Raw genomic sequence first — 22,939 nt, forward strand, 5'->3', positions numbered from 1 at the left:
AACCGGCACCATGGGTGCGCCCTTGAACAGAGCGCCGCGTGATGCGGTGTCATTATAACAACAAACCTTGCGCTTAAACAGAGGCCTGTCATTTTAGTGCTGGCCTTGTCCGTGTTTTAGTCGTCAATGATCATTGAGTTTGTTATAGTGCCGGCTTAATAGTTGATTGAATTGTTTGGTAAAGATCATGGCGCATTTTCAGGAGCTGGCAAAGCAGCAAAAAACCGTTGAGGGGGCGTTAGCGCTGAGCGCTATGCCCAGGTTACATGAGGCGTTGCAAGCGCTAGGAGTGACGGATGCGGCCGCCCTCGACGGCATACAGGTGCATTATCGGTTGCAAGGCTTGCCATCCCGCTATTTTGGTGAGGTGTCGCTGCCTATGCTGGCGCTGAGTTTGCAGACGACTTTGCCGCTGGTGTGCCAGCGCTGCTTTGAGCCCATGCCAGAGTCGCTAGAGATGACCTTTGAATTTGCGCTTTGTGATGAGCCGCCGGAAGCATTGCTAGAAGATGAAACGGTGGATTGGCTGGAATCTACGGATGAGTCGTCACTGGAAGTGTTGGTCGAGGATGAGTTGTTGATGGCGCTGCCTATCTCTGTCATGCATGAAGAGGCGTGTACACAATTACAACAGTCTGCGGGTGAAAAGCCGAATCCATTTGCTGTGCTCAAGCAGTTGAAGCTGGACAAATAACCCCGTAAGCTGGGTGTTCATGCCGCGAATCATGGCAAATAAACCAATGAAAAGCGATATTTGCATGATTTATTTGCAGTTGTCCCTGAGTTATTTTATAATGCTGGATTAGGTAGCATTTTTAATTTATTAATAACCGAGTTTGTTTTATAAACTGTCATTGAGCTTCGATACATGAGGTGTGGCGGTTTGATATTGGAGTAACTTAAATGGCCGTTCAGCAAAACAAAAAGACACCTTCCAAGCGTGGTATGCACCGTTCCCACGACTTTTTGACTAACCCACCTTTGGCAATTGAGCCAACCACAGGTGAAGTGCATTTGCGTCATCACGTGAGTCCTAACGGTTTTTACCGTGGCCGCAAAGTGATGCCTGCAAAAGGCGAATAATCGCCACATTAAAGCCAACCGCTTTAAAACGCGCCGCGCAGTAAAATGCGCGGCGTTTGCGTATCTGACGTAAGCCGCTGTGATGGCTGCGCTTAAACGCGCAAAGTTAACAAACTTGGAAAATCACATGACAACTGGTCAACACGTGCATTCACATGAAGTAGTGATTGCCATTGATGCCATGGGAGGAGATCACGGTCCGCATGTGACTGTGCCCGCGGCAGTTCGAATTCTGAACGAAAATCCTGAATTAAACATTATCCTGGTCGGCCTGCAAGAGGCAATCGAATCCGAGCTTAAGGTCTTGAATGTCCAGCCGGGGCCGCGATTGCGTATCCGCCATGCCAGTGAAGTGGTGTTGATGGATGAGTCGCCACAAAGTGCGATGAAGAACAAAAAAGATTCTTCTATGCGGGTGGCCATTAATATGGTTAAAACGGGTGAAGCGCAGGCTTGCGTCAGTGCCGGTAACACTGGTGCGTTGATGGCGACTGCGCGCTTTGTCCTCAAAACCTTGCCCGGGATTGACCGGCCAGCGATTGCCTCGACTTTACCCTCTGAAAAAGGCAGTACGTTTATGCTGGATCTGGGGGCGAATGCCGACTGTACACCTGAGCATTTGTACCAGTTTGCCATTATGGGCGCGATGGTGGTGAGCTGCCTGACCAATAAGCCGAATCCAACCGTCGGTTTGCTCAATATCGGTTCTGAAGATATCAAGGGCAATGAGGTAGTCAAGCAGGCGGCGGAGTTGTTACGCGGCAGTCATTTGAATTTTTACGGCAATGTAGAAGGCGACGATATCTTCAAGGGCACGACAGACGTGGTCGTTTGTGACGGTTTCGTTGGCAACGTATCGTTGAAAACCACCGAAGGCCTTGCGCATATGATGGGTAAATTCCTCACCCAGGAATTTAAACGTAACTGGTTGACCAAGTTAATGGCGCTGGGCGCTTTTCCGGTGCTAAAAGCCTTTAAAAAGCGAGTAGATCCAAGACTTTATAATGGGGCAAGCTTTTTGGGCTTGCGTGGCATTGTGGTCAAGAGTCATGGTGGCGCAGACAGCGTCGGTTTTTACCATGCGATTCATGTCGCGATGGAAGAGGCGCAGAGTGGTGTCCTCAAGCGTATTCAGTCGCAGTTGGAGATTGAGCATCTGACGACCTCCGAGCAACCCTGAACCCCTTTTTGTTAGGTGTTTCAAACCAATTAAGGCATAATCGCACGAATGATTTACGCTCGCATTGCAGGTACTGGAAGCTACCTGCCACCCCATATTTTGACCAATGCCGATCTGGAAAAAATGGTGGATACCACCGATGAGTGGATTTACGCCCGAACTGGCATCAAGCAACGCCACCGCGTCACGGATGAACGTACCAGCGATCTGGCGACCCACGCGGCGCGTCAAGCGATTGACGCGGCCGGCATCGCGGCTGAACAGATCGACCTGATTATTGTGGCAACAACCACGCCTGACAAGATTTTCCCAAGTGTGGCGACCATGGTGCAACGCAAATTGGGCATCAGCGGCTGTCCCGCTTTTGATGTACAGGCGGTATGCAGTGGCTTTGTCTATGCGCTGACCACCGCCAACCAGTTCATCAAGTCTGGCCAGTCCCGCAATGTCCTGGTGATTGGTGCGGATACATTCACCCGTATTACTGATTACAGCGACCGCAGCAACTGCATTTTATGGGGCGATGGTGCCGGTGCGGTGATCCTGCAAGCCAGTGAGCAACCCGGTATTCTTTCTACCCACATCCACGCCGATGGTAACTACGAAACCTATTTACATGTGCCGCGCAATCCTGATGGGCCTGACACGGTGGTGATGGAAGGGAATCCGGTGTTCAAAATGGCGGTCAATACACTGGATCAGATCGTCGATGAGACGCTGGAGGCTAACCAGATGCAAAAGTCAGATATTGACTGGCTGGTGCCGCATCAGGCTAATATCCGTATTTTGCAGGCAACGGCCAAAAAACTGGAAATGCCGATGGATAAAGTCGTCGTGACGGTGGATCGCCATGGCAATACCTCCGCAGCCTCAATTCCACTCGCACTGGATGTGGCTGTACGTGACGGGCGAATCCAGCGTGGACATACCTTGCTTATGGAGGCCTTCGGTGGTGGATTTACCTGGGGCTCAGTCCTGGTAAAGTACTAACCAGTGCTAACAGTACCAAGGTTCAACAATGAAGCATGCCGTGCTTGCATGACCGTTTTAATTGAATAAATAACTGAATCAATATGTCTAAATTTGCTTTTTTCTTTCCTGGTCAAGGTTCACAGTCTGTGGGCATGATGCAAGGACTAGCAGCGCATGCCATCGTCAAACAAACCTTTGACGAAGCCTCGGCTGTGTTGGGGGTAGATTTCTGGAAAATGGCCACCGAGCCAAATGAAGAAATTAATCTGACGGAACACACACAACCCATCATGCTGACTGCCGGTATTGCTACCTGGCGTGTTTATCAGGCGCTGGGTGGCCAGTTGCCAACCGCGATGGCGGGGCATAGTCTCGGTGAGTACACTGCCCTGGTTGCAGCCAATGCCATTTCGTTTGCGGATGCCTTGCCACTGGTAAAATTTCGCGCCCAGGTAATGCAGCAAGCCGTGCCGGAAGGCCAGGGGGCCATGGCAGCGATCTTGGGGCTGGATGATGATACCGTGCGTGCTGTTTGTACCGAGGCGGCACAAGGTCAAGTCTTGCAGCCCGTTAACTTCAACTCACCAGGCCAGGTTGTCATTGCCGGTGACAAAGCGGCGGTTGAACGTGGCATGGAGTTAGCCAAGGCGAAAGGGGCCAAGCGTGCGCTCGCATTGCCTGTCAGCGTGCCTTCGCACTGCGACCTCATGCAGCCAGCGGCTGAAAAGCTGCGCGAATATCTCAATGGCGTGAATGTACAGGCGCCGATCGTGCCTGTCTTGCATAACGCCGATGTCGCAGCCTACTCGGATGCCGCGCAGATTAAAGACGCGCTGGTTCGCCAGCTCTATAGCCCGGTCCGCTGGGTGGAGACCGTGCAACAGCTGGCTGCACAAGAGGTGCTGAGCGCCGCTGAATGTGGCCCCGGCAAGGTGCTGGCTGGTTTAGCCAAGCGCATTGTGGCCGAGGTGAGCTGTGTTGCGCTCGTCAATGACGAAGCCATGCAAACATTGATTACGCAATAAGGGAGAGACCATGTCTGACCAACAAATCGCATTAGTGACGGGCGCCAGCCGCGGCATAGGCGCAGCGATTGCACAAGCCCTGGGCAAGCAGGGAGCCACCGTGATTGGTACGGCGACCTCTGCCAGTGGCGCAGAAGCAATCACCGCCCATTTGAAAGCAGCTGGGGTCAACGGCGTCGGGATGGCGCTGGATGTGACACAGCCTGAACAAATTGAGGCGGTATTAAAGCAGATTGCCGAGCAGTATGGGGATGTCAGCATCCTGGTGAATAATGCCGGCATCACCAAAGATACCTTGCTCATGCGCATGAAAGACGAAGACTGGGATGCGGTCTTGACGACCAACCTGAAGTCCGTATTCCGCATGAGTCAGGCGGTATTGCGTCCGATGATGAAAGCGCGTCAGGGACGTATTATCAACATTTCCAGCGTGGTGGGTCATATGGGCAATGCCGGGCAGACCAACTACGCAGCGGCCAAGGCTGGGATGACTGGCTTTACCAAGTCTATGGCGCAAGAAGTCGGCAGTCGCGGTATTACTGTGAACTGTGTGGCGCCTGGCTTTATCGCCACGGATATGACCGCTGAACTACCTGACGATATCAAGACCAAAATGCTGGAGCGTATTGCGCTTGGGCGTTTGGGGGCTGTGGATGAAATCGCGGCGACAGTGGCTTTCCTGGCTTCGCCAGCGGCCGCTTATATCACGGGCGAAACCATCCATGTCAATGGCGGCATGTACTGCGCTTAATATTTAGTTTCTTTGGTATTCTGGGCAAGTTTTGCTAGAATACTGGTTTACTGTACACGACACTTATCAACAAAGGGGTATTTTAGATGTCCGACATCGAACAACGCGTAAAGAAAATCGTTTGTGAACAATTAGGTGCAAACGAAGCTGACGTAAAAAACACATCATCTTTCGTAGATGATCTGGGTGCAGATTCTCTGGACACCGTAGAATTAGTAATGGCTTTGGAAGAAGAGTTCGATTGCGAAATCCCTGACGAAGAAGCTGAAAAAATCACTACAGTGCAGCAAGCGATTGACTACGTCAACGCAAACCTCAAGTAATTCATTGACTTCATTCTTCAATCAGCCCTCGCAAGAGGGCTGATTTTCTATTATGACGAAACGCAGAGTAGTAGTAACTGGCTTGGGCGTGGTGTCTCCAGTAGGGATTGGTACCCAAACCGCTTGGAACAATCTGGTCGCTGGTCAATCAGGCATTACCCGTATCACTAAATTTGATCCTACCCCATTTGCCTCGCAAATCGCAGGTGAGGTTAAGGGATTCAACGCTGAAGACTTTATTCCAGCCAAGGATGCACGCCGCATGGATACTTTTATCCAGTACGGTCTGGCTGCTGGCTTGGAGGCTTTCCGTGATTCTGGCCTGGAAGTGACCGACGCAAATGCAGAACGCATTGGCGTGACCATTGGTTCCGGGATTGGTGGTTTGGGCTTGATTGAGTCCACCAACGACAGTTATGACGATGGTGGCCCACGCAAGATCTCGCCATTCTTTATTCCTGGCACCATCATCAACATGATCTCGGGCAATTTGTCCATCATGTTGGGTCTCAAGGGGCCAAATATTGCGGTGGTGACTGCCTGTACCACAGGCACCCATAGCATTGGTGAAGCCGCACGTATGATTGAGTATGGTGACGCCGATGTCATGGTGGCAGGTGGGGCCGAAGCGGCCATTACTGAGCTCAGTGTCGGTGGCTTTGCCTCTGCGCGAGCCTTGTCTACACGCAATGACGATCCCGCGACGGCCAGCCGTCCCTGGGATAAAGACCGTGATGGGTTTGTCATCGGTGAAGGTGCAGGGGTGATGGTGCTCGAAGAGTATGAGCATGCCAAAGCACGCGGTGCCAAAATTTATGCCGAGGTGGCAGGTTACGGCTTGAGTGCCGATGCCTATCATATGACCGCACCGAATATGGATGGTCCACGCCGCTCCATGGTTAACGCGCTCAAAAATGCAGGGGTGAACCCGGACCAAGTCCAGTTCATGAATGCGCACGGGACCTCGACGCCCCTGGGCGATACCAATGAAACCAATGCCATCAAGGCAACGTTTGGCGATCATGCCTACAAGCTGGTAGTCAATTCGACCAAATCGATGACTGGTCACTTGCTCGGTGGCGCAGGCGGTCTGGAGTCGGTCTTTACGGTGTTATCGATTTACCATCAGATTTCACCACCGACCATCAACCTGTTGAATCCTGATCCGGATTGCGATCTGGATTACTGTGCCAACACGGCACGTGACTTGCAGATTGAATATGCCCTCAAAAACAATTTTGGTTTTGGTGGGACTAACGGCAGCTTGTTGTTCAAGCGCGTTTAAAAGTATTTAAGACGGGTCTTTAGCAATATAAAAGCAGTAATAAAAAAGCCAGCTTAATGCTGGCTTTTTTATTACTCAAATCTGCTGACTTATTTGAGGACTGCCAAGGCAGCAGCATAGTTTGGTTCGTCAGCAATTTCGCCAACCAGTTCGCTATGCAATACCTGATTGTTCTCATCCAGTACAACCACTGCACGTGCAGTCAGGCCTGCCAGGCTGCTATCGGTGATCAGGACGCCATAATCATTGCCAAATTTGGCTGTATCGCGGAAGGTAGACAGGGTTACAACATTCTCCAGACCTTCTGCACCGCAGAAACGGCTTTGTGCGAAAGGCAGGTCTGCAGACACGCACAGCACGACGGTGTTGCTGACGCTACTGGCTTCCTTGTTGAAGGTGCGCACTGAGGTGGCGCAGGTGGGCGTATCAATGCTAGGGAAAATGTTCAAGACTTTACGCTTGCCTGAAAACGCATCCAGACCAAGCAGGTTGCGTTTGGCATCTGCCAATTGAAAATCAGGAGCCTTGTCGCCTTTGGTTAAAAATTTACCGCCAACCGCGACCGGATTTCCTTTGAGCGTAACGCTAGACATAGTGTTCTCCAAAATGTGATGAATAAAACTTAAACAAGCACTTTAACGTGTCAGCGCAACGCAATCAACCACATAAAAAGTAAGGGAATCAGGCGGGCAGCACCGCAAGCACGGCTTCGTAGTCTGGTTCCATGACCAGGTCCTTGACCAATTCAACGTGGAGGACGCGGTCATTTTCGTCCGCGACGATGATGGCGCGTGCAGGTAGGCCTGCCAGTTTGCTGGTCATCATGAGCACGCCATAATTCTTGAGCATGTCGCGGCCACGCAAGGTGGATAAAGTCATGCATTGCGGCAAACTTTCCATGGCGCAGAAGCGGGCCATGGTGAATGGTAAATCCGGTGAAATATGCAGGATGGCGGTGTTGGTCAGATCTAGCGCCATGCGCTCAAGAATACGCACGCTGTTAGCACTGGTGGGCGTATCAATGCCTGGGAAAAAATGCAGTATCTTGCGCTGACCTGCAAAGGCATCCAGCGCAACGTCCTCAAGCTCGCGGTTAACTAGCTGGAAATACGGCAGGGGCTGCCCCACGGCAGGCAGCTCGTCCTCCACCAGTATCGGGTCATCGAGCAGGGCTGTGGCATTGGGCATGTGATCTATCGCTTATGACAAAAACGCCTGCCATCATAGAACATAATCCCGGTTCGTTTCAATTTTTTACAACTATCAACAATCCATTTTTTACGAGGTTTGCATGGCTTTTTTGACGCTGTCAATGACATTATTTGTCGTTGGCATGGGTACAAAAAAGCAGGTTGGCGGTTAAAATAAAGTGATGGAAGCGCCTGAAACACCCTCTCTCCAACCTGCATTTATTCACCTGCGTTGCCACAGTGAGTATTCCATTGTGGATGGCACGGTGCGCATTGATGATTACGTCAAGGCTGCAAAAAGTGATGCCATGCCAGCGATTGCGCTGACCGATCTGGCTAACCTGTTTGGGGCGATCAAGTTTTACAAGGCTGCCCGTGGCAAGGGGCTCAAACCGATTCTGGGCTGTGATGTCTGGATCGAGAATCCGCTCCAGCGCGACCAGCCTCACCGCTTGCTGTTACTGGTACAAACGCAGCAGGGCTATCGCAATCTGTGTGAATTACTCAGTCGCGCCTATCTGGAGAACCAGTACCGTGAACGGGCAGAAATCAAACCCGAGTGGTTACAGCAAAAAAACGCAGGGCTATTGCTGCTGTCGGGCTTTACTGCCGGTGACATTGGACAGGCACTGCAGGCTGGCAACCAGGCTCAAGCCTTGCAAGCGGCAGCACACTGGGCCGGGGTATTTGAAGGCCGCTACTACCTGGAAGTTCAGCGCGTACATGTGCCCGGCAATACCGAAGCCTATGCCCAAGAGCAATTGATCAGACAAACCATCGCCATTGCACAGCAGCTCGATTTACCTGTGGTGGCAACGCATCCGATCCAGTTCCAGACGCCGGATGACTTTATGGCGCACGAGGCGCGCACCTGTATCGCGGAAGGCTATGTGCTGGCCGATACCCGTAGACCCAAGCGTTTTGTCGCCACCCAGTATGTGAAAACCCAGGCAGAAATGCAGGCTTTGTTCGCCGATATGCCCATCGCCTTGCAAAACTCGGTGGAGATTGCCAAGCGCTGCAACCTGACGCTGACTTTGGGGAAAAATTACCTGCCCGATTTTCCGACGCCTAATGGTGAGAGTCTGGATCAATATCTGGTGGACCAGTCTAAAGCAGGCTTGGAGCACCGCCTGGCCTATTTGTACCCGGATGAACAGCTGCGGGAAGCCAAACGAGCTGAATACGAAGCGCGCTTGCAGTTTGAGTGCGGCATCATCATTCAGATGGGGTTTCCTGGCTACTTTTTGATCGTGGCCGATTTTATTAACTGGGCAAAAAACAACGGCGTGCCAGTCGGACCAGGCCGGGGCTCCGGTGCGGGGTCTTTGGTCGCTTACAGTTTGGGGATTACCGACCTCGACCCGCTCAAATACAACCTGCTGTTCGAGCGTTTCTTAAACCCGGAGCGGGTCTCCATGCCCGACTTTGATATTGACTTCTGTCAGGAAGGGCGAGATCGCGTCATCGATTACGTCAAGCACAAATATGGCTTGGCTTCGGTGTCTCAGATCGCCACCTTCGGGACCATGGCGGCCAAAGCGGTGATCCGCGATGTGGGCCGCGTGCTGGATTTGCCGTTCAACTTTGTCGATGGCATCGCCAAACTCATTCCGATGGAACTCGGCATCACGCTTGAATCCGCACTGGAAAAAGAGCCGCAACTGCAAGAGCGCCGCGAAAAAGAAGAAGAGGTCGCAGAATTACTGTCTTTGGCATTGCGGCTGGAAGGCCTGGTCCGTAACATCGGTATGCACGCCGGGGGGGTGTTGATTGCGCCTGGCAAGATTTCAGATTTCTCGCCCGTCTATTGCCAGCCCAATGGCGACAGTCTGGTCAGTCAATATGATAAGGATGATGTGGAGGCGGTCGGCCTGGTCAAATTCGACTTTTTGGGCCTGCGCACGCTGACTATCCTGAATATGGCGCTTGAAAACGCCAATGCGCAGCGCGCGCAAGAAACGTTGCCACCACTGAGTTTTGAGACGATTCCGCTCGATGACAAGCGTAGCTACCATCTGCTGAAAACAGCCAATACGACAGCGGTGTTCCAGCTGGAATCGCGCGGCATGAAAGATATGCTTAAGCAAGCCAAGCCAGACTTGTTTGAAGACATTATTGCGCTGGTTGCCTTGTACCGTCCTGGCCCAATGGATCTGATTCCAGACTTCTGCCGCCGTAAACATGGCACGCAGCGCGTGGAATACCCGCACCCGTCGACCGAATCTATTCTCAAGGAAACCTACGGTATTGCCGTGTATCAGGAACAGGTGATGCAGATCGCCCAGGTGGTCGCCGGGTATAGTCTCGGTGGTGCAGACTTGCTGCGCCGCGCCATGGGTAAGAAAAAACCGGAAGAGATGGTTAAACAGCGCGAAATCTTTAATGAAGGTGCGCTCAAAAATGGCCTGACCTTGCAGCAGTCCAACGATTTGTTTGACTTGCTGGAAAAGTTCGCGGGTTACGGCTTTAACAAATCGCATGCGGCAGCGTATGCCTTGGTGGCTTATCATACCGCTTACCTCAAAGCGCATTACCCGGCGGCTTTTCTGGCGGCGACCATGTCTGCCGATATGAACAACACCGATAACGTGCATACGTTTTTTGATGACTGCGGCGCCAATCATATCGAAGTATTGCCGCCAGACATCAATGCCAGTGTCTATCAGTTCAAGCCGCTCAATGCGCAGCAGGTGCTTTACGGCCTGGGCGCCATCAAAGGCACCGGCCTGGCGGCGATTGAGTTGATTATGGCGTCCCGTCAGTCTCAAGGCCCTTTCAAAGACTTATTCGATTTTTGTCAGCGCCTGGATTTGCGCAAGGTCAACCGTCGGGTGATTGAATCCCTGATCCGCGCCGGCGCTTTTGACAAGCTGGAACCTAACCGGGCTGCGTTGCTGGCGGGCCTGGATAGGGCGATCAGTGTCGCAGAGCAGGGCGCGGCACACGCCGGGCAAGATTGCCTGTTTGGCGGGGTGATCGAAACGCAGCATGCGTTGCCGGATATTGCCGCCTGGAGCCCTGAGCAGGCCTTGCAAGAAGAAAAAACGGCGCTGGGTTTTTACTTGAGTGGTCACCCTTATTTAAGCTACAAAGCGCAGCTTGGCCCCTTTATCAAAGGCAATCTGGGTGAACTGGCGCCACAAGAGCAGCCGAAACTGCTGGCCGGGGTGGTCATGGGTGTACGTGTCCGCATGACGCAGCGTGGGAAAATGGCGATTGTGACGCTGGATGATGCCGTCGGTCGCGTGGATGTGGTCGTCGGTAGCGAATTGTTGAATCAGCACGCACAGTGGATCAAGGAAGACCAGCTGCTGGTGGTAGAAGGGCGGATCAGTAATGATGAGTTCTCCGGTGGCATCCGCGTCAGCGCCCGTAAACTCTATGATCTGGCCGCCGTGCGTAACCGTTTTGCGCAAATGCTGACCTTGAGCTGCAATGGCACTTCGGATGTGCAGCGTCTCATGACAGTATTAACGCCTTATCGCTACGCCGGTGAGGAGCAGAAGCGTTGTCCGATCAAAGTCGACTACCATAACCAGTCTGCGCAGGTGAGTTTGATGCTAGGCGATGACTGGCAAGTCGTGCTGCATGATGACCTGCTACACAATTTACAGGGCTGGTTGTCTAAAGAAAACGTCAAAATCCTTTATAATGCCTGAACTTTTTTCTAAAGAATTCATATTGGAATTCCAATGAGTGTAAAACGTTTAACGCCTAGTAAACTGACTTATCTTGATTTTGAACAACCGATTGCCGAACTGGAAAAGCGGATTGACGCGCTACAAGTTTCGCATGACGAACATGACTCTCTGGATATTTCCAAAGAGCTGGATTTGTTACAAAAGAAGAATACCAAGTTATTGCAGGATACCTTCCAGGCCTTGACTGCCTGGCAGATTTCCCAGGTGGCCCGCCATCCGCAGCGCCCCTATACTGCAGACTATATCAATGCCTTGTTTACTGATTTCCAGGAGTTGCATGGCGACCGTGCCTATGCAGATGACCCGGCCATTGTCGGCGGCATTGCGCGCTTTAAAGGCATTCCGGTCATGGTCATGGGCCATCAAAAAGGCCGCGATATCAAAGAACGCCAATACCGCAATTTCGGTATGCCGCGTCCTGAAGGCTACCGCAAGGCGCTGCGCCTGTTCCGCCTAGCCGAAAAGTTCAAGATGCCGATTATCACCTTTATTGATACGCCAGGCGCCTATCCCGGCATTGGGGCTGAAGAACGCGGCCAGTCAGAAGCGATTGCACGCAATTTGTATGTCATGGCCGAACTGAAGACGCCGATTATTGGCGTGGTGATCGGTGAGGGCGGTTCTGGTGGTGCGCTGGCCTTGGGTGTCGTGGATCATTTGAATATGCTGCAATATTCCACTTACTCGGTGATTTCGCCTGAAGGCTGTGCGTCCATTTTGTGGAAGAGCGCCAGCAAGGCCCCGGAAGCCGCCGAAACCTTGGGCATTACCGCAGACAGGCTCAAGTCTTTGGGCTTGATTGATACCATTATCAACGAGCCGCTGGGTGGCGCACATCGTAATTATGAAGATGTGATGGAGAAGGTCTCGCAAGCGATCGGCCAACAGTTGAAAGCATTGCAAGCCAAAAAAATACCGCAGTTGCTGGAGACACGTTACCAGCGTCTGATGAGTTACGGTAAATTTAAAGCGGCCAGTGAAAAATAATGCTTCTCTTATGACCAGCCTGGAAACCCAGTTATCTGGTTTTCTGGCTGGACTGTCAAATCCGGATGCCAACACACCACATCTGCTGCTCGCACTGAGCGGTGGCGTAGATTCTATGGTGATGTTACATCTGCTCGCAGAGCTCTGCCAGCGATTGCCATTTCGGCTGTCAGCCATGCATGTGAATCATGGCTTGAGTCCTAATGCCGATGCGTGGTTGCAACAATGCGAACACCGTTGCCAGACCTACAATGTCCCTTTTTTTGCTGACAAGGTGCGCGTAGATTTGCAAAGCGGACAAGGCCTGGAGGCCACCGCCCGCGAAGCACGCTATCATGCCCTGGAGCAACAGCGTCAACAGATCGGTGCAGATGCGATTGTGACGGCTCATCATCTGCAAGACCAGTCAGAAACGTTGATGCTGCAACTGGTAAGAGGCGCTGGCGTCAAGGGCTTGAGTGCCATGGCCGCATGGGATGGGGCACGCCGCTTGTATCGGCCACTGTTAAGCGTGCCAAAAGCTGCACTTTTACAGTTTGCTACCGCACACCACTTGCAATGGGTAGAAGACGAAAGCAACGCAGATACGGTTTACGACCGCAATTTTATGCGTCATGCAGTGATGCCAGTGTTGCGCGAACGTTATCCGCAAGTGGATCAGTCGTTGTTGAGAACGGCGGGGCACATGGCAGACGCGCAGAGTTTGCTGGATGTACTGGCCAGCCAGGACTTGGCGCAATGTGATTTGCAAGCCGAATGGCTGGGGCAATCGATTGCGATGTCAAAGCTGTATGCATTGGGTGATGTCCGCGCCAAAAACTTGCTCCGCCATTGGTTTCAACAGTTGCAGTTACGGATGCCCAATCAGGATCAATTGCAAGAATATTGGCAGCAGCTTTCATCGGTCAAACCTAACCGTTATCTGCATTTGCCGTTACAAGGCCAAGCCTCGCATCAGTCAGCTTATTTGCACCATTACCAGCAACGCCTGTATTGCGTTACCAAACCAAGCGCATTGCCGCAAACACCGCTGGTGTGGCAAGGGCAAGCCTCGCAGCAATGGGGTGAATGGCAAGTGCAGTTTAAAGTCGTGAAAGCGCGCGGGATTGCTTTGGCCAGACTGGGGGTTTCCCCGGCAGCGATTACCCTTAACCGGCGGTATGGGCAGCCTTTGGTGCTTGCTGAAGGCACTTCGCTCAAGTTGATGCCTAGGGCAGGGGGTGAGAGTTTGCAGCCTGATGCCAAGCGTCCACGACGTGAATTGAAAGTCCTCTTTCAAATGCTGGGCATTCCGCCATGGCAACGTGCTTTTTATCCTTTGGTCCAAGTGGCCACCACCCATCCAGGTGCTTCTGAAACGCTGGTCTCACTGGCAGGGCTGGCGGTGGATGCCGCCTGGCAGCCTGGCCGCAATGCTTACGGTCTGGAAATCAGCCTGACGCCGTCTCCCTCTCTTCTGTAATTGGTTGTATATATCCAATGGTGGTTGTTAAATTGGTTGTAATAAACCAATTTTAAGATAAAATCTGGTTGTAATAAACCAGATTTATTTTTATCTCATTGATTAAAAAAAGATATTTTTTTAGCCTCCCAATGGAATGATTTTTGCTCAATACCTTGAGTGTTTTTTGCAGCCAAAAGACATTCATTTAAGTATTCTCGGGAAAAGGATCATTCGTTATGAATAAACAAGCAGTCAAACCATTGTTGATGGCCATACTCTCTGCTTATGCGGCGCATGCGGTTGCTGTGCAAGCTGAAGAGGTGCAATTGGATAAAGTCGAGGTCATCAGCACCACGCCGCTGAATGGGGTTGGTGTGCCTCTTGAGCACATTCCTGCTGGCGTGCAGCAAGTGAAACAAAAAGAGCTGGTCAAGCAAAAGAGCCTGACATTAGGCGACTACATGAACCAGAATATGCTTGGGGTGAATGTGAATGAAACACAGAACAACCCATTCCAGCCCGATGTGAACTATCACGGTTTTACCGCTTCCCCTTTGCTTGGCACGCCACAAGGATTGTCCGTGTATGTCGATGGCGTACGTGTGAACGAAGCCTTTGGTGACGTGGTGAACTGGGACCTGATTCCGATGAACGCCATTAATCAGATGACTTTGATTCCAGGCTCTAACCCATTGTTTGGTTTGAACACTTTAGGCGGGGCGATTTCAGTGCAGACCAAGAGTGGCCGTACCAACCAGGGCGGCGCTGTTGAGGCCTACACTGGTTCCTGGGGCCGTCATGTGTTGAATGCAGAATATGGTGGCGTGTCCGAAGACGGTTCTAAAGATTTCTTTATCTCTGGCAACAGTTTTGAAGAGGATGGGTGGCGTAGTTTTTCAGCCTCCCGTGTGAAGCAGTTGTTTACCAAGGCAGGTTGGCAGAACGAAAAAACGGCTGTCAATCTGAGCTTGTCTCTGGCAGATAACAAAATGCGAGGAAATGGCTTGCAAGCAGGCAGTTTGCTCGACTCGCTGGGCTACAAAAGCAATTTTACCGTGCCTGACCAAACCAAGAACAACATGGCTTTTGTAAACCTTAATTTGAGCCATTACTTTGCTGACGACATTCAGTTAAGCGGGAATGTTTACTATCGGGATGTGCGGACTAAAACCTTCAACGGTGATTTGAATGATACATTTGAGCTGGCGCCGGGTGGTTTAGATGACAATAATGCTGATTGTTCAGCTGGTAATGATGCAGATGAAAATTGTTCGGGCGCAATTAACCGCAGCAGATTAACGCAGAAGAGTTATGGCTTTACCTCACAGTTAACCTTTTCTCAAGATTTACTGGGCCTGAAAAACCAGTTTATTAGCGGCTTGGGCTACAACCGCGGTAAGACCAAGTTCTCGCAGAATACCGAGTTTGGCTTGTTAAACAGCTACCGTGGCGTGGATGGTAATGGCGAGTTTAATGCCTTGACCGACCAGGTGAATTTGAGCGGTGTGAACCGCACCTGGAGCGTCTTTGCGACGGATACCTTGTCTTTGAATCCCTACTGGCATGTGACAGCCTCTGCCCGTTACAACACGACTAAAATTGATAATGATGACAAGATTACCCCCAGTGGTTCTGGCTCGCTCACCGGCACGCATTCCTTCAATCGGCTGAATCCGTCTTTGGGGATTAATTTTACGCCCAGCAATCAATTGACGGCGTATGCGTCTTATAGTGAAAGCAGCCGCGCACCTACCTCTATCGAGCTGGGATGTGCGGATGAAAACAATCCTTGTAAATTGCCTAACGCAATGGCCGGTGACCCACCACTCAAGCAAGTGGTTAGCAAAACCTATGATGCCGGCCTGCGTGGCTTCCTGACACCGACAATCACCTGGAGTCTGGGTGCCTATCATACGATCAACACCAATGACATTCAGTTTCTGACGACCGCTAACAATGCTAACAACGGCGCTGGCTTTTTCTCCAATATCAGCAAAACCAAGCGTCAGGGGCTTGATGCGAGTCTTGCAGGGCGTATGGATGCCTTTTCATGGAATCTGGGCTATAGCTTTGTGCAGGCTACCTACGAGTCTTCTTTCTTAATTGCTAATCAGGTGAACACAAGTGCGATTGATACGGACGGTCAAAATGGTGTGGATAGTATCCTTGTCAAAAAGGGCGACTATCTTGCAGGCATTCCTAAGCACCAGCTCAAGCTGGGCTTGGGCTATGACGTGACTTCTGCATGGAATGTGGGCAGCAATATTGTGGCTTTCTCCAGCCAGTACTCCCGTGGCAACGAAAACAACAAGGATACAAGCTCTGGCGCAAAAGTCCGTGGTTATACGGTAGTGAATCTGTTCACAAACTACCGGTTTGACAATGGCTGGAACATCTTCGCCCGTGTGAATAATGTGTTTGACCGCGAGTATTACAGCTTGGGCATGCTGGGTCAGAATCCGATTGATCCGACTACCGGCCAGTTTAGCGGCAATGAAACCAACGATACGTTTTATGCCCCTGGTGCGCCAAGAGCAGGCTGGATCGGTGCGCGTTACGATTTTGGCGTCAAAAAGTCAGTCGCTTCTTACGATAAAGACTAAATAAACGAGGAGGATGCGTGCTTTCACAACTTTCATCATCAGTGGATAAATCCAGCTTAATGCCTCTCAAGAAAAAAATCTTGCTGGTAGAGGATGAGGCGCTTTTTGCGCGCGCGGTGGTTAAGCGTTTGCAAAAAGCAGGATTTGAGTGCGAGCACGCAGAATCTTTAAGTGATGCAAGACTGCTAATCAAGCAGTTTGAACCGGATATGGCGCTGTTGGATATGCGCCTGCCCGATGGCAATGGTCTAGACCTGTTATCAGAGTTTATTGCCAGAAATATCAATACGATTGTCATGACTGCGTTTGGTGACGTGAGTGATGCGGTCAATGCCATCAAGCTGGGGGCCATTGATTACTTAAAAAAGCCCATTGATCTTGAAGAGTTATTGCTCATTATTCAGAAAAACGAGAAGACGACGGAACTGCAAACCAGCCTGGATTACTCGCGCCAGCGCAATGCCGTTGCTAATGACTCCGTTCAACTGATAGGCGAAAGTACGCCTATGCAAAGTGTGCGCCAACAGATCACGCGTATTGCCCAGTTAAGTGCGCTCAGTGATGCCGTGCAACCGACGGTGTTGATTACTGGGGAAACCGGCACGGGCAAAGACGTTGTTGCACGTTTTTTACATGGCAGTTGTGCCAACCATGACAAACCTTTTGTGCATGTGGATTGTGCCTCTTTACCGGCTGAGTTGATTGAGAGCGAGCTGTTTGGGCATGAGAAAGGCGCATTTACCAATGCAGTTTCCTCGCGGCCAGGCCTGATCGAATCTGCAGAAGATGGTACCTTGTTCCTCGATGAAATTGGCGAGTTGCCGTTGGGTTTACAGGCAAAATTACTCAATGTACTTGAGCGCAGAATGGTGCGTCGCTTGGGTTCTACCAAGGAACGTCCCGTGAACGCGCGTATTATTGCCGCCACCAATCGTGATTTATACCAGATGTCGAATGAGGGGCGCTTCCGTTCGGATCTGTATTACCGACTGAACGTGATCACCATGAAAATGCCTCCCTTGCGTGATCGTGGGTCAGATGTCTTGTTGCTGGCTAATTATTTCCGACAACTGACTGAGAAGCGCTACGCCTTGCCGCATCATGAGTTCAGCGCCGCGGCATTGATGGCAATGCAAACCTATCACTGGCCCGGCAATGTCCGAGAGTTGCGTCATCAAATCAGCCGTGCGGTTTTGATGTGTACACAGTCTATGATTTCCGAGCTTGACTTGGGCTTGCCTCAGGTTGGCATGAACCAGGTGGCGAGTGTCTTGCAAGGCGACAGCCAGGTGACGCTGGATGATGCAGAAAAAGCCATGCTGCTAAATGCCTTGGAGCAATCGCGTAACAATGTCTCTAAGGCCGCAAGATTGCTGGGCATCACGAGAATGACCATGCGCTATCGTATGGATAAACATGGTATCTCTGTATAACGCGCTGAATCTCTGGCATCCTGAATAAAACGCCTCGCAACTGCGGGGCGTTTTGTTATGCCCGTGCGTGGTTGTTGCATGATGTAAATCAAGCGTACGGCCTCTTGCACATAAATCGCGCATGGTATCATTACGCTTTTACAGTGGAGCTAAAAATGATTGGTACCCCGTTAAGCGCAAATGCGACCAAAGTCATGTTGTTGGGCAGTGGCGAACTTGGCAAAGAGGTGATTATTGCCTTGCAGCGTTTGGGGGTGGAAGTCATTGCGGTTGACCGTTATGAGCATGCGCCTGGTCACCAAGTTGCCCATCATGCCTATGCGATTGATATGACTGACGCGGATGCGCTTAAAACCTTGGTGAGTCAGGTCAAACCACATTATATCGTCCCGGAAATCGAGGCGTTGAATACGCAGGCGCTGGCCGAGATTGAAGCCACAGGCGTCACGGTGGTGCCTACTGTACGTGCCGTGCAACTCACCATGAACCGTGAAGGGATACGCCGGCTGGCCGCGGAAGAATTAAACCTGCCGACGTCACCGTATGCGTTTGCCCGTTCTGAAGCTGAATTGCAAGCAGCGATTGACGGTGGTATTGGTTATCCATGCTTTATCAAGCCCACCATGTCTTCGTCTGGTAAAGGTCAATCCCGCATTACACGAGCCTCAGAAGTGAAGGCCGCCTGGGAGTATGCCGCCAGTGCGGGGCGTGTCAATCAAGGGGTGGTGATTGTCGAAGGTCAGATTGATTTTGATTATGAAATCACCTTGTTAACCGTGCGTGCCAAAAATGCCGCTGGCGAGATTGAAACGCATTTTTGCGCGCCGATTGGCCATGTGCAAAAGCAGGGCGATTACGTTGAGAGCTGGCAGCCACAAGCAATGGATGCGCTAGCCTTGAAAAATGCTCAGGACATTGCCAAAAAAGTGACGGATGCCTTAGGTGGTCAGGGCTTGTTTGGCGTTGAGCTGTTTGTCAAAGGTGAGCAGGTTTGGTTCTCTGAGGTTAGCCCTCGTCCGCACGACACTGGGATGGTCACCATGTGCACGCAGCGCCTGAATGAGTTTGAACTGCATGCGCGTGCGATTTTAGGCTTGCCTGTGGATGTGACTCAGCGTGAGACTGGCGCAAGCGCCGTCATTTATGGCGGTGCAGATACCAAAACACTGGCCTATCACGGTCTGGAAGCGGCCATGTCAGTACCTAACAGCGAGATTCGCTTGTTTGGCAAGCCGGAGTCTTTTGTGCGGCGTCGCATGGGCGTCGCCTTGGCGACCGCTGACAATACTGACCTCGCGCGTGCGCGTGCCAAAGAGGCTGCGGGTCTGGTCACGCCTAAAGTCGCAGGATAACTGGTGTGGCAATGACTGAAATTCAAGAGCCAAATGCTTCCAAACAATCGTTGTTTGACTGGCTGGGCGGCACAGAAAAAGGGACTGAGACCATCCGACAGCTAGTGGAAACCTTTTATGACATCATGGATAGCGACCCAAAAGCGGCGGGGTTACGCGCCATTCACCAGCCAGATCTCACCGAGGCACGCGAAAAGCTGTTTATGTTTTTAAGTGGCTGGACGGGCGGGCCGCAGTTGTATATCGAACGCTATGGTCATCCCAGATTACGGGCACGGCATTTGCCGTTTTCCATTGGTGAGTCCGAGCGCGATCAATGGATGTATTGCATGATTAAAGCCATGCATACCTTACAGTTTGAAGAGTCGCTGATGAAGCATATTGCCAATCAATTGTATGGCGTGGCGGATTTTATGCGCAATCGCGAGGGTTAATCCCCTTAATATTCGCAAGCTCAACCTCTCATCCGCAGAAAGAAAAAGCCCCGAATCTCGGGGCTTTGTCATCATCGCGATCCCAGTTCTAGGACTTCAGTGTTGTCTCTGGGATACAGGCTTAGGACTCAATATTCGCGGTCTCCGCTGCATTTTCAGCAGGTTGCTGAGCAGGGAGATCTGATTTCTGCTTAGACCTGCCTGTCGTGCGCTTGGCTTGCGTGCGGTTTTGCGGCGTCGCTTTAAAGCCAAATCCACCCAGCAGCGCGGCAACCACTTTGCGTTTTACGTTTGCTGCAGATTTTGCCGTGACCGCTTTGGGCGCGGCCGTGGCGGCGGCTGGCTGGTAAGGCTGCTCAAACCAGGCATCCTTGCCGCTGGAGGCTTTAGAGGGGCGTGAACGCGTAGGGGTCGTACTGCTGCTGACATTCGCTTTTTCTTTTGGAATCTGTTTTTTGATGAGCTTTTCAATCTCGTCAAAATACTTGGTTTCATCCTCGTCGATCAGCGAAATGGCAATGCCTTTAGCGCCTGCACGGCCTGTACGGCCAATACGGTGCACGTAATCTTCTGGCGCAGTAGAGATCTCGTAGTTAACCACCAATGGCAAGTCGGTGATATCCAGACCGCGTGCGGCGACATCGGTCGCAACCAATGCGTGAATAGTGCCCGCCTTAAACGCGTCAAGTGCTTCGATCCGTTCTTTTTGCGATTTGTCACCATGAATCGCGCTGCAAGGCACCTGATCACGTTCCAGGGCTCTGGCCAGCTTGCTGGCCGAAAGCTTGGTTTTGGTAAACACAATGACCTGCTGATTGGGGTATTGCTTGAGCAGTTGTACCAAAAACCGCTGTTTCTGGTCAGTGTTCACCAAAAACGCTTTTTGCTCCACATTGTCGTTGGTGGCGTTGCTGCGTGCCACTTCAATCAATGTCGGATTATTTAAAAACGCATCTGCCAGTTTTTTGATTTCATCAGAAAATGTCGCCGAGAACATCAGATTTTGCCGCTGTTTTGGCAACAAGGCCAGAATGCGCTTCAAGTCGGGCATAAAGCCCATATCCAGCATGCGGTCGGCTTCGTCCAACACCAGAAACTGTACCTGGTTTAACGACAAGGTTTTTTGCTCGACATGGTCCAGCAGGCGGCCGGGTGTCGCGACCAGGATTTCAACGCCTGTCTTGAGGATAGGCGTTTGCGTCTTGATATCTACACCGCCATACACCACAGTACTACGCAAAGCCGTGTGTTTGGCATAGGTTTTGATGTTGTCGTATACCTGAATCGCCAGCTCACGTGTCGGCGCCAGCACCAAGGCCCGGATGGGATGCTTGGCTGGCGAGGTGCTGGTGCTGGCCAATGGCAGCAGGGTATGCAAAATTGGCAGCGAAAACGCCGCCGTTTTGCCCGTCCCGGTTTGCGCACCGGCCATCAAATCCATGTGCTGCAAGGCGAGGGGAATCGCCTGCGCCTGAATCGGCGTCGGCGTGGTATACCCGGATTCCTCAATCGCTTTCAACAGCGGCTCGGCCAGGCCGAGCGCACGAAAATCTACAATGGTTTGCTCAGTCATAGGCTAGGCTTAGGCAAATGAACGAGGACGTTTGGCGGCGCCACCACCATTGTCACCAAAGGATTTTCCCGCTGGACGTGGTTTTTGATTGCTACGGCTGGCGTTAGGATTGCCAAAGCGTTCCTGGCTATTGGTTGGACGTGGGCGGCGCTGGCCAAACTCGTCCGCCAATGCACGGGCAAACTGGAAGTCGGTGTCTTTGTTGTAGCTCTTGCTGTTACCGTTGACTTCTTTGCTTTGTCCGGCTTCTGGGGTACGCGGTGCACGTGGCTTATTGTTTTGCGCATCGCGCTGGCCTTCACGTGCAACACGTTCACCAAATGACTTTGGCTGTGCTGAACGCTCGTCGCGACGGAAGCCACCTTTACCTTGTGGTTTGCCAGGGCGCTTGCCACGACGGCTATCGCCATCATCCATGCGTACCGCACGTTTTGGCTCAAAACCGGCAATCACTTCAGCCTGTAATTTCTGGCCAGTATATTGCTCGATTTTGCGCAGCAAATGACGATCGGCGTTTGAAGCAAACGAAATCGCAACGCCGGTATTGTTGGCGCGGCCAGTACGGCCAATGCGGTGTACATAGTCTTCAGCAAATTTAGGCAGGTCGTAGTTAATGACGTGTGAAATACCTTGTACATCAATGCCGCGCGCTGCAACATCCGTCGCTACCAGCACTTTTACATCGCCGTGGCGCAATTTTGTCAGCGTGCGGTTACGCGCACCTTGAGTCATGTCGCCGTGCAATGCGGCAGTGCTATGGCCGGCAGCATACAAGTCTTCAGCCAACAAATCGGCATGGCGCTTGGTGCTGGTGAAAATAATGGTTTGATTCACATCTGGCGCAATCAGCAAGTGCTCCAGCAGTTTGTTCTTGTGGTTCATGTCATCCACAAAGTGCAAACGTTGTTCAATGTTGGCATGTTTTTCTTTTTGACCAGCCACCTGAATAGTGAGTGGATTATTGAGGAAACGTTTGCCGATATCCATAATCCCGTCAAGAGTGGCAGAGAACAGTAAAGTTTGGCGCTCAGCAGGCAAGGCTTCGCAAATACGCTCTACATCCGGCATAAAGCCCATATCCAGCATGCGGTCAGCTTCATCCAGCACCAGCATCTGCAGGCGGCTCAGGTCAATGCGGCCACGCTCAAGGTGATCAATAAAACGGCCTGGCGTTGCTACCAGAATATCCAGTGGTTGCGACAGCAGCTTGTTTTGCAATGGGTAAGGCATGCCACCCACAATGCTGATGCAGCGTGCACGCAAGAATTTACCGTATTTACGTGCGGCTTCATTCACTTGTGCAGCCAGTTCACGGGTTGGTGTAAGTACCAGGATGCGTGGGCCACGGCTGCGCACCGGGTGTGGTGTTGCCAGCAAGTTTAAAGCGGGCAGGGTAAATGCAGCGGTCTTGCCGGTGCCGGTTTGTGCAGAAGCCATAATGTCACGGCCTTGCAATGCTTCAGGAATAGATTGTGCCTGAATCGGTGTTGGGTTTTCATAGCCTGCGTCGGTCAATGCGCGCAAAATGGAGGGGTCGAGATTTAAATCTGCAAAAGACAAGGAATGTCCCTTTCATCAACAATTAAAAAGGGCGCTAGTA

Annotated in this window: 19 protein-coding genes; 15 read left to right on the forward strand and 4 right to left on the reverse strand. The window is 51.6% G+C overall.

The window, feature by feature from the left end; all coding sequences use genetic code 11:
• Positions 1–187: 187 nt before the first annotated feature.
• From ACFQ1T_RS09865 to fabF, 8 genes are all read left to right on the forward strand, one after another.
• Entirely contained in the window at positions 188–694 is a 507-nt protein-coding gene (locus ACFQ1T_RS09865; RefSeq protein ID WP_379076115.1) for a YceD family protein, read from the forward strand.
• A gap of 209 nt (positions 695–903) precedes the next feature.
• A complete protein-coding gene (gene rpmF, locus ACFQ1T_RS09870; protein WP_018985326.1) occupies positions 904–1,083 on the forward strand; it encodes a 50S ribosomal protein L32 in 180 nt (59 codons plus the stop codon).
• A gap of 127 nt (positions 1,084–1,210) precedes the next feature.
• Entirely contained in the window at positions 1,211–2,263 is a 1,053-nt protein-coding gene (plsX, locus tag ACFQ1T_RS09875) for a phosphate acyltransferase PlsX (protein ID WP_194747684.1), read from the forward strand.
• 48 nt (positions 2,264–2,311) lie between these two features.
• On the forward strand, positions 2,312–3,253 hold the full coding sequence (locus ACFQ1T_RS09880) for a beta-ketoacyl-ACP synthase III (protein ID WP_228518732.1): 942 nt from the start codon (positions 2,312–2,314) through the stop codon (positions 3,251–3,253).
• A gap of 83 nt (positions 3,254–3,336) precedes the next feature.
• Positions 3,337–4,260: an ACP S-malonyltransferase gene (fabD, locus tag ACFQ1T_RS09885; RefSeq protein WP_379076120.1), complete on the forward strand. Its 924-nt coding sequence runs from the start codon at positions 3,337–3,339 to the stop codon at positions 4,258–4,260.
• A gap of 10 nt (positions 4,261–4,270) precedes the next feature.
• Positions 4,271–5,011: a 3-oxoacyl-ACP reductase FabG gene (gene fabG / locus ACFQ1T_RS09890; RefSeq protein ID WP_275355353.1), complete on the forward strand. Its 741-nt coding sequence runs from the start codon at positions 4,271–4,273 to the stop codon at positions 5,009–5,011.
• Positions 5,012–5,097: 86 nt separating this feature from the next.
• Entirely contained in the window at positions 5,098–5,334 is a 237-nt protein-coding gene (gene acpP, locus ACFQ1T_RS09895) for an acyl carrier protein (RefSeq protein WP_018985321.1), read from the forward strand.
• Between the two features lie 52 nt (positions 5,335–5,386).
• Positions 5,387–6,619: a beta-ketoacyl-ACP synthase II gene (gene fabF, locus ACFQ1T_RS09900; protein ID WP_379076125.1), complete on the forward strand. Its 1,233-nt coding sequence runs from the start codon at positions 5,387–5,389 to the stop codon at positions 6,617–6,619.
• An 89-nt stretch (positions 6,620–6,708) separates the two neighbouring features.
• Here fabF and tpx (ACFQ1T_RS09905) read toward each other — a convergent pair whose 3' ends face one another.
• Together tpx (ACFQ1T_RS09905) and tpx (ACFQ1T_RS09910) are read right to left on the reverse strand one after the other, a co-directional pair.
• Positions 6,709–7,212 (reverse strand): thiol peroxidase, encoded by a 504-nt coding sequence (gene tpx / locus ACFQ1T_RS09905; protein ID WP_194747678.1) that lies wholly within the window; start codon positions 7,210–7,212, stop codon positions 6,709–6,711.
• Positions 7,213–7,300: 88 nt separating this feature from the next.
• Complete coding sequence (gene tpx / locus ACFQ1T_RS09910) at positions 7,301–7,807, reverse strand: thiol peroxidase (RefSeq protein WP_194747677.1); 507 nt, start codon at positions 7,805–7,807, stop codon at positions 7,301–7,303.
• Positions 7,808–7,991: 184 nt separating this feature from the next.
• On the opposite strand from tpx (ACFQ1T_RS09910), the gene dnaE reads away from it, so the two are divergent.
• From dnaE to ACFQ1T_RS09945, 7 genes are all read left to right on the forward strand, one after another.
• Entirely contained in the window at positions 7,992–11,471 is a 3,480-nt protein-coding gene (dnaE, locus tag ACFQ1T_RS09915) for a DNA polymerase III subunit alpha (protein WP_379076128.1), read from the forward strand.
• Positions 11,472–11,504: 33 nt separating this feature from the next.
• On the forward strand, positions 11,505–12,500 hold the full coding sequence (locus ACFQ1T_RS09920) for an acetyl-CoA carboxylase carboxyltransferase subunit alpha (RefSeq protein ID WP_194747675.1): 996 nt from the start codon (positions 11,505–11,507) through the stop codon (positions 12,498–12,500).
• 10 nt (positions 12,501–12,510) lie between these two features.
• On the forward strand, positions 12,511–13,962 hold the full coding sequence (tilS, locus tag ACFQ1T_RS09925) for a tRNA lysidine(34) synthetase TilS (RefSeq protein WP_379076131.1): 1,452 nt from the start codon (positions 12,511–12,513) through the stop codon (positions 13,960–13,962).
• 218 nt (positions 13,963–14,180) lie between these two features.
• Entirely contained in the window at positions 14,181–16,547 is a 2,367-nt protein-coding gene (locus ACFQ1T_RS09930; RefSeq protein ID WP_379076134.1) for a TonB-dependent receptor, read from the forward strand.
• A 17-nt stretch (positions 16,548–16,564) separates the two neighbouring features.
• Positions 16,565–17,980: a sigma-54-dependent transcriptional regulator gene (locus ACFQ1T_RS09935; RefSeq protein WP_379076137.1), complete on the forward strand. Its 1,416-nt coding sequence runs from the start codon at positions 16,565–16,567 to the stop codon at positions 17,978–17,980.
• A gap of 155 nt (positions 17,981–18,135) precedes the next feature.
• Positions 18,136–19,332, forward strand: coding sequence for a formate-dependent phosphoribosylglycinamide formyltransferase (gene purT / locus ACFQ1T_RS09940; protein ID WP_379076139.1), 1,197 nt, complete (start codon positions 18,136–18,138; stop codon positions 19,330–19,332).
• Positions 19,333–19,343: 11 nt separating this feature from the next.
• Positions 19,344–19,766: a group II truncated hemoglobin gene (locus ACFQ1T_RS09945; RefSeq protein ID WP_379076142.1), complete on the forward strand. Its 423-nt coding sequence runs from the start codon at positions 19,344–19,346 to the stop codon at positions 19,764–19,766.
• A 121-nt stretch (positions 19,767–19,887) separates the two neighbouring features.
• Here ACFQ1T_RS09945 and ACFQ1T_RS09950 read toward each other — a convergent pair whose 3' ends face one another.
• Both ACFQ1T_RS09950 and ACFQ1T_RS09955 read right to left on the reverse strand, forming a co-directional pair.
• Positions 19,888–21,339, reverse strand: a complete 1,452-nt coding sequence (locus ACFQ1T_RS09950) for a DEAD/DEAH box helicase (protein WP_338654241.1) — start codon at positions 21,337–21,339, stop codon at positions 19,888–19,890.
• A gap of 9 nt (positions 21,340–21,348) precedes the next feature.
• On the reverse strand, positions 21,349–22,899 hold the full coding sequence (locus ACFQ1T_RS09955) for a DEAD/DEAH box helicase (protein WP_194747667.1): 1,551 nt from the start codon (positions 22,897–22,899) through the stop codon (positions 21,349–21,351).
• Positions 22,900–22,939: the final 40 nt, after the last annotated feature.

The sequence above is a fragment of the Methylophilus glucosoxydans genome (assembly GCF_042676145.1).
GTDB classification, from domain to species: domain Bacteria; phylum Pseudomonadota; class Gammaproteobacteria; order Burkholderiales; family Methylophilaceae; genus Methylophilus; species Methylophilus glucosoxydans.

Coding starts and splice junctions, on each gene's coding strand:
- ACFQ1T_RS09865 (WP_379076115.1), top strand. CDS start 188: ATGGCGCATTTTCAGGAGCTGGCAAAGCAGCAAAAAACCGTTGAGGGG.
- ACFQ1T_RS09930 (WP_379076134.1), top strand. CDS start 14,181: ATGAATAAACAAGCAGTCAAACCATTGTTGATGGCCATACTCTCTGCT.
- acpP (WP_018985321.1), top strand. CDS start 5,098: ATGTCCGACATCGAACAACGCGTAAAGAAAATCGTTTGTGAACAATTA.
- ACFQ1T_RS09950 (WP_338654241.1), bottom strand. CDS start 21,339: ATGACTGAGCAAACCATTGTAGATTTTCGTGCGCTCGGCCTGGCCGAG.
- fabD (WP_379076120.1), top strand. CDS start 3,337: ATGTCTAAATTTGCTTTTTTCTTTCCTGGTCAAGGTTCACAGTCTGTG.
- rpmF (WP_018985326.1), top strand. CDS start 904: ATGGCCGTTCAGCAAAACAAAAAGACACCTTCCAAGCGTGGTATGCAC.
- purT (WP_379076139.1), top strand. CDS start 18,136: ATGATTGGTACCCCGTTAAGCGCAAATGCGACCAAAGTCATGTTGTTG.
- tpx (WP_194747677.1), bottom strand. CDS start 7,807: ATGCCCAATGCCACAGCCCTGCTCGATGACCCGATACTGGTGGAGGAC.
- dnaE (WP_379076128.1), top strand. CDS start 7,992: ATGGAAGCGCCTGAAACACCCTCTCTCCAACCTGCATTTATTCACCTG.
- fabF (WP_379076125.1), top strand. CDS start 5,387: ATGACGAAACGCAGAGTAGTAGTAACTGGCTTGGGCGTGGTGTCTCCA.
- plsX (WP_194747684.1), top strand. CDS start 1,211: ATGACAACTGGTCAACACGTGCATTCACATGAAGTAGTGATTGCCATT.
- ACFQ1T_RS09880 (WP_228518732.1), top strand. CDS start 2,312: ATGATTTACGCTCGCATTGCAGGTACTGGAAGCTACCTGCCACCCCAT.
- tpx (WP_194747678.1), bottom strand. CDS start 7,212: ATGTCTAGCGTTACGCTCAAAGGAAATCCGGTCGCGGTTGGCGGTAAA.
- tilS (WP_379076131.1), top strand. CDS start 12,511: ATGACCAGCCTGGAAACCCAGTTATCTGGTTTTCTGGCTGGACTGTCA.
- ACFQ1T_RS09920 (WP_194747675.1), top strand. CDS start 11,505: ATGAGTGTAAAACGTTTAACGCCTAGTAAACTGACTTATCTTGATTTT.
- ACFQ1T_RS09945 (WP_379076142.1), top strand. CDS start 19,344: ATGACTGAAATTCAAGAGCCAAATGCTTCCAAACAATCGTTGTTTGAC.
- fabG (WP_275355353.1), top strand. CDS start 4,271: ATGTCTGACCAACAAATCGCATTAGTGACGGGCGCCAGCCGCGGCATA.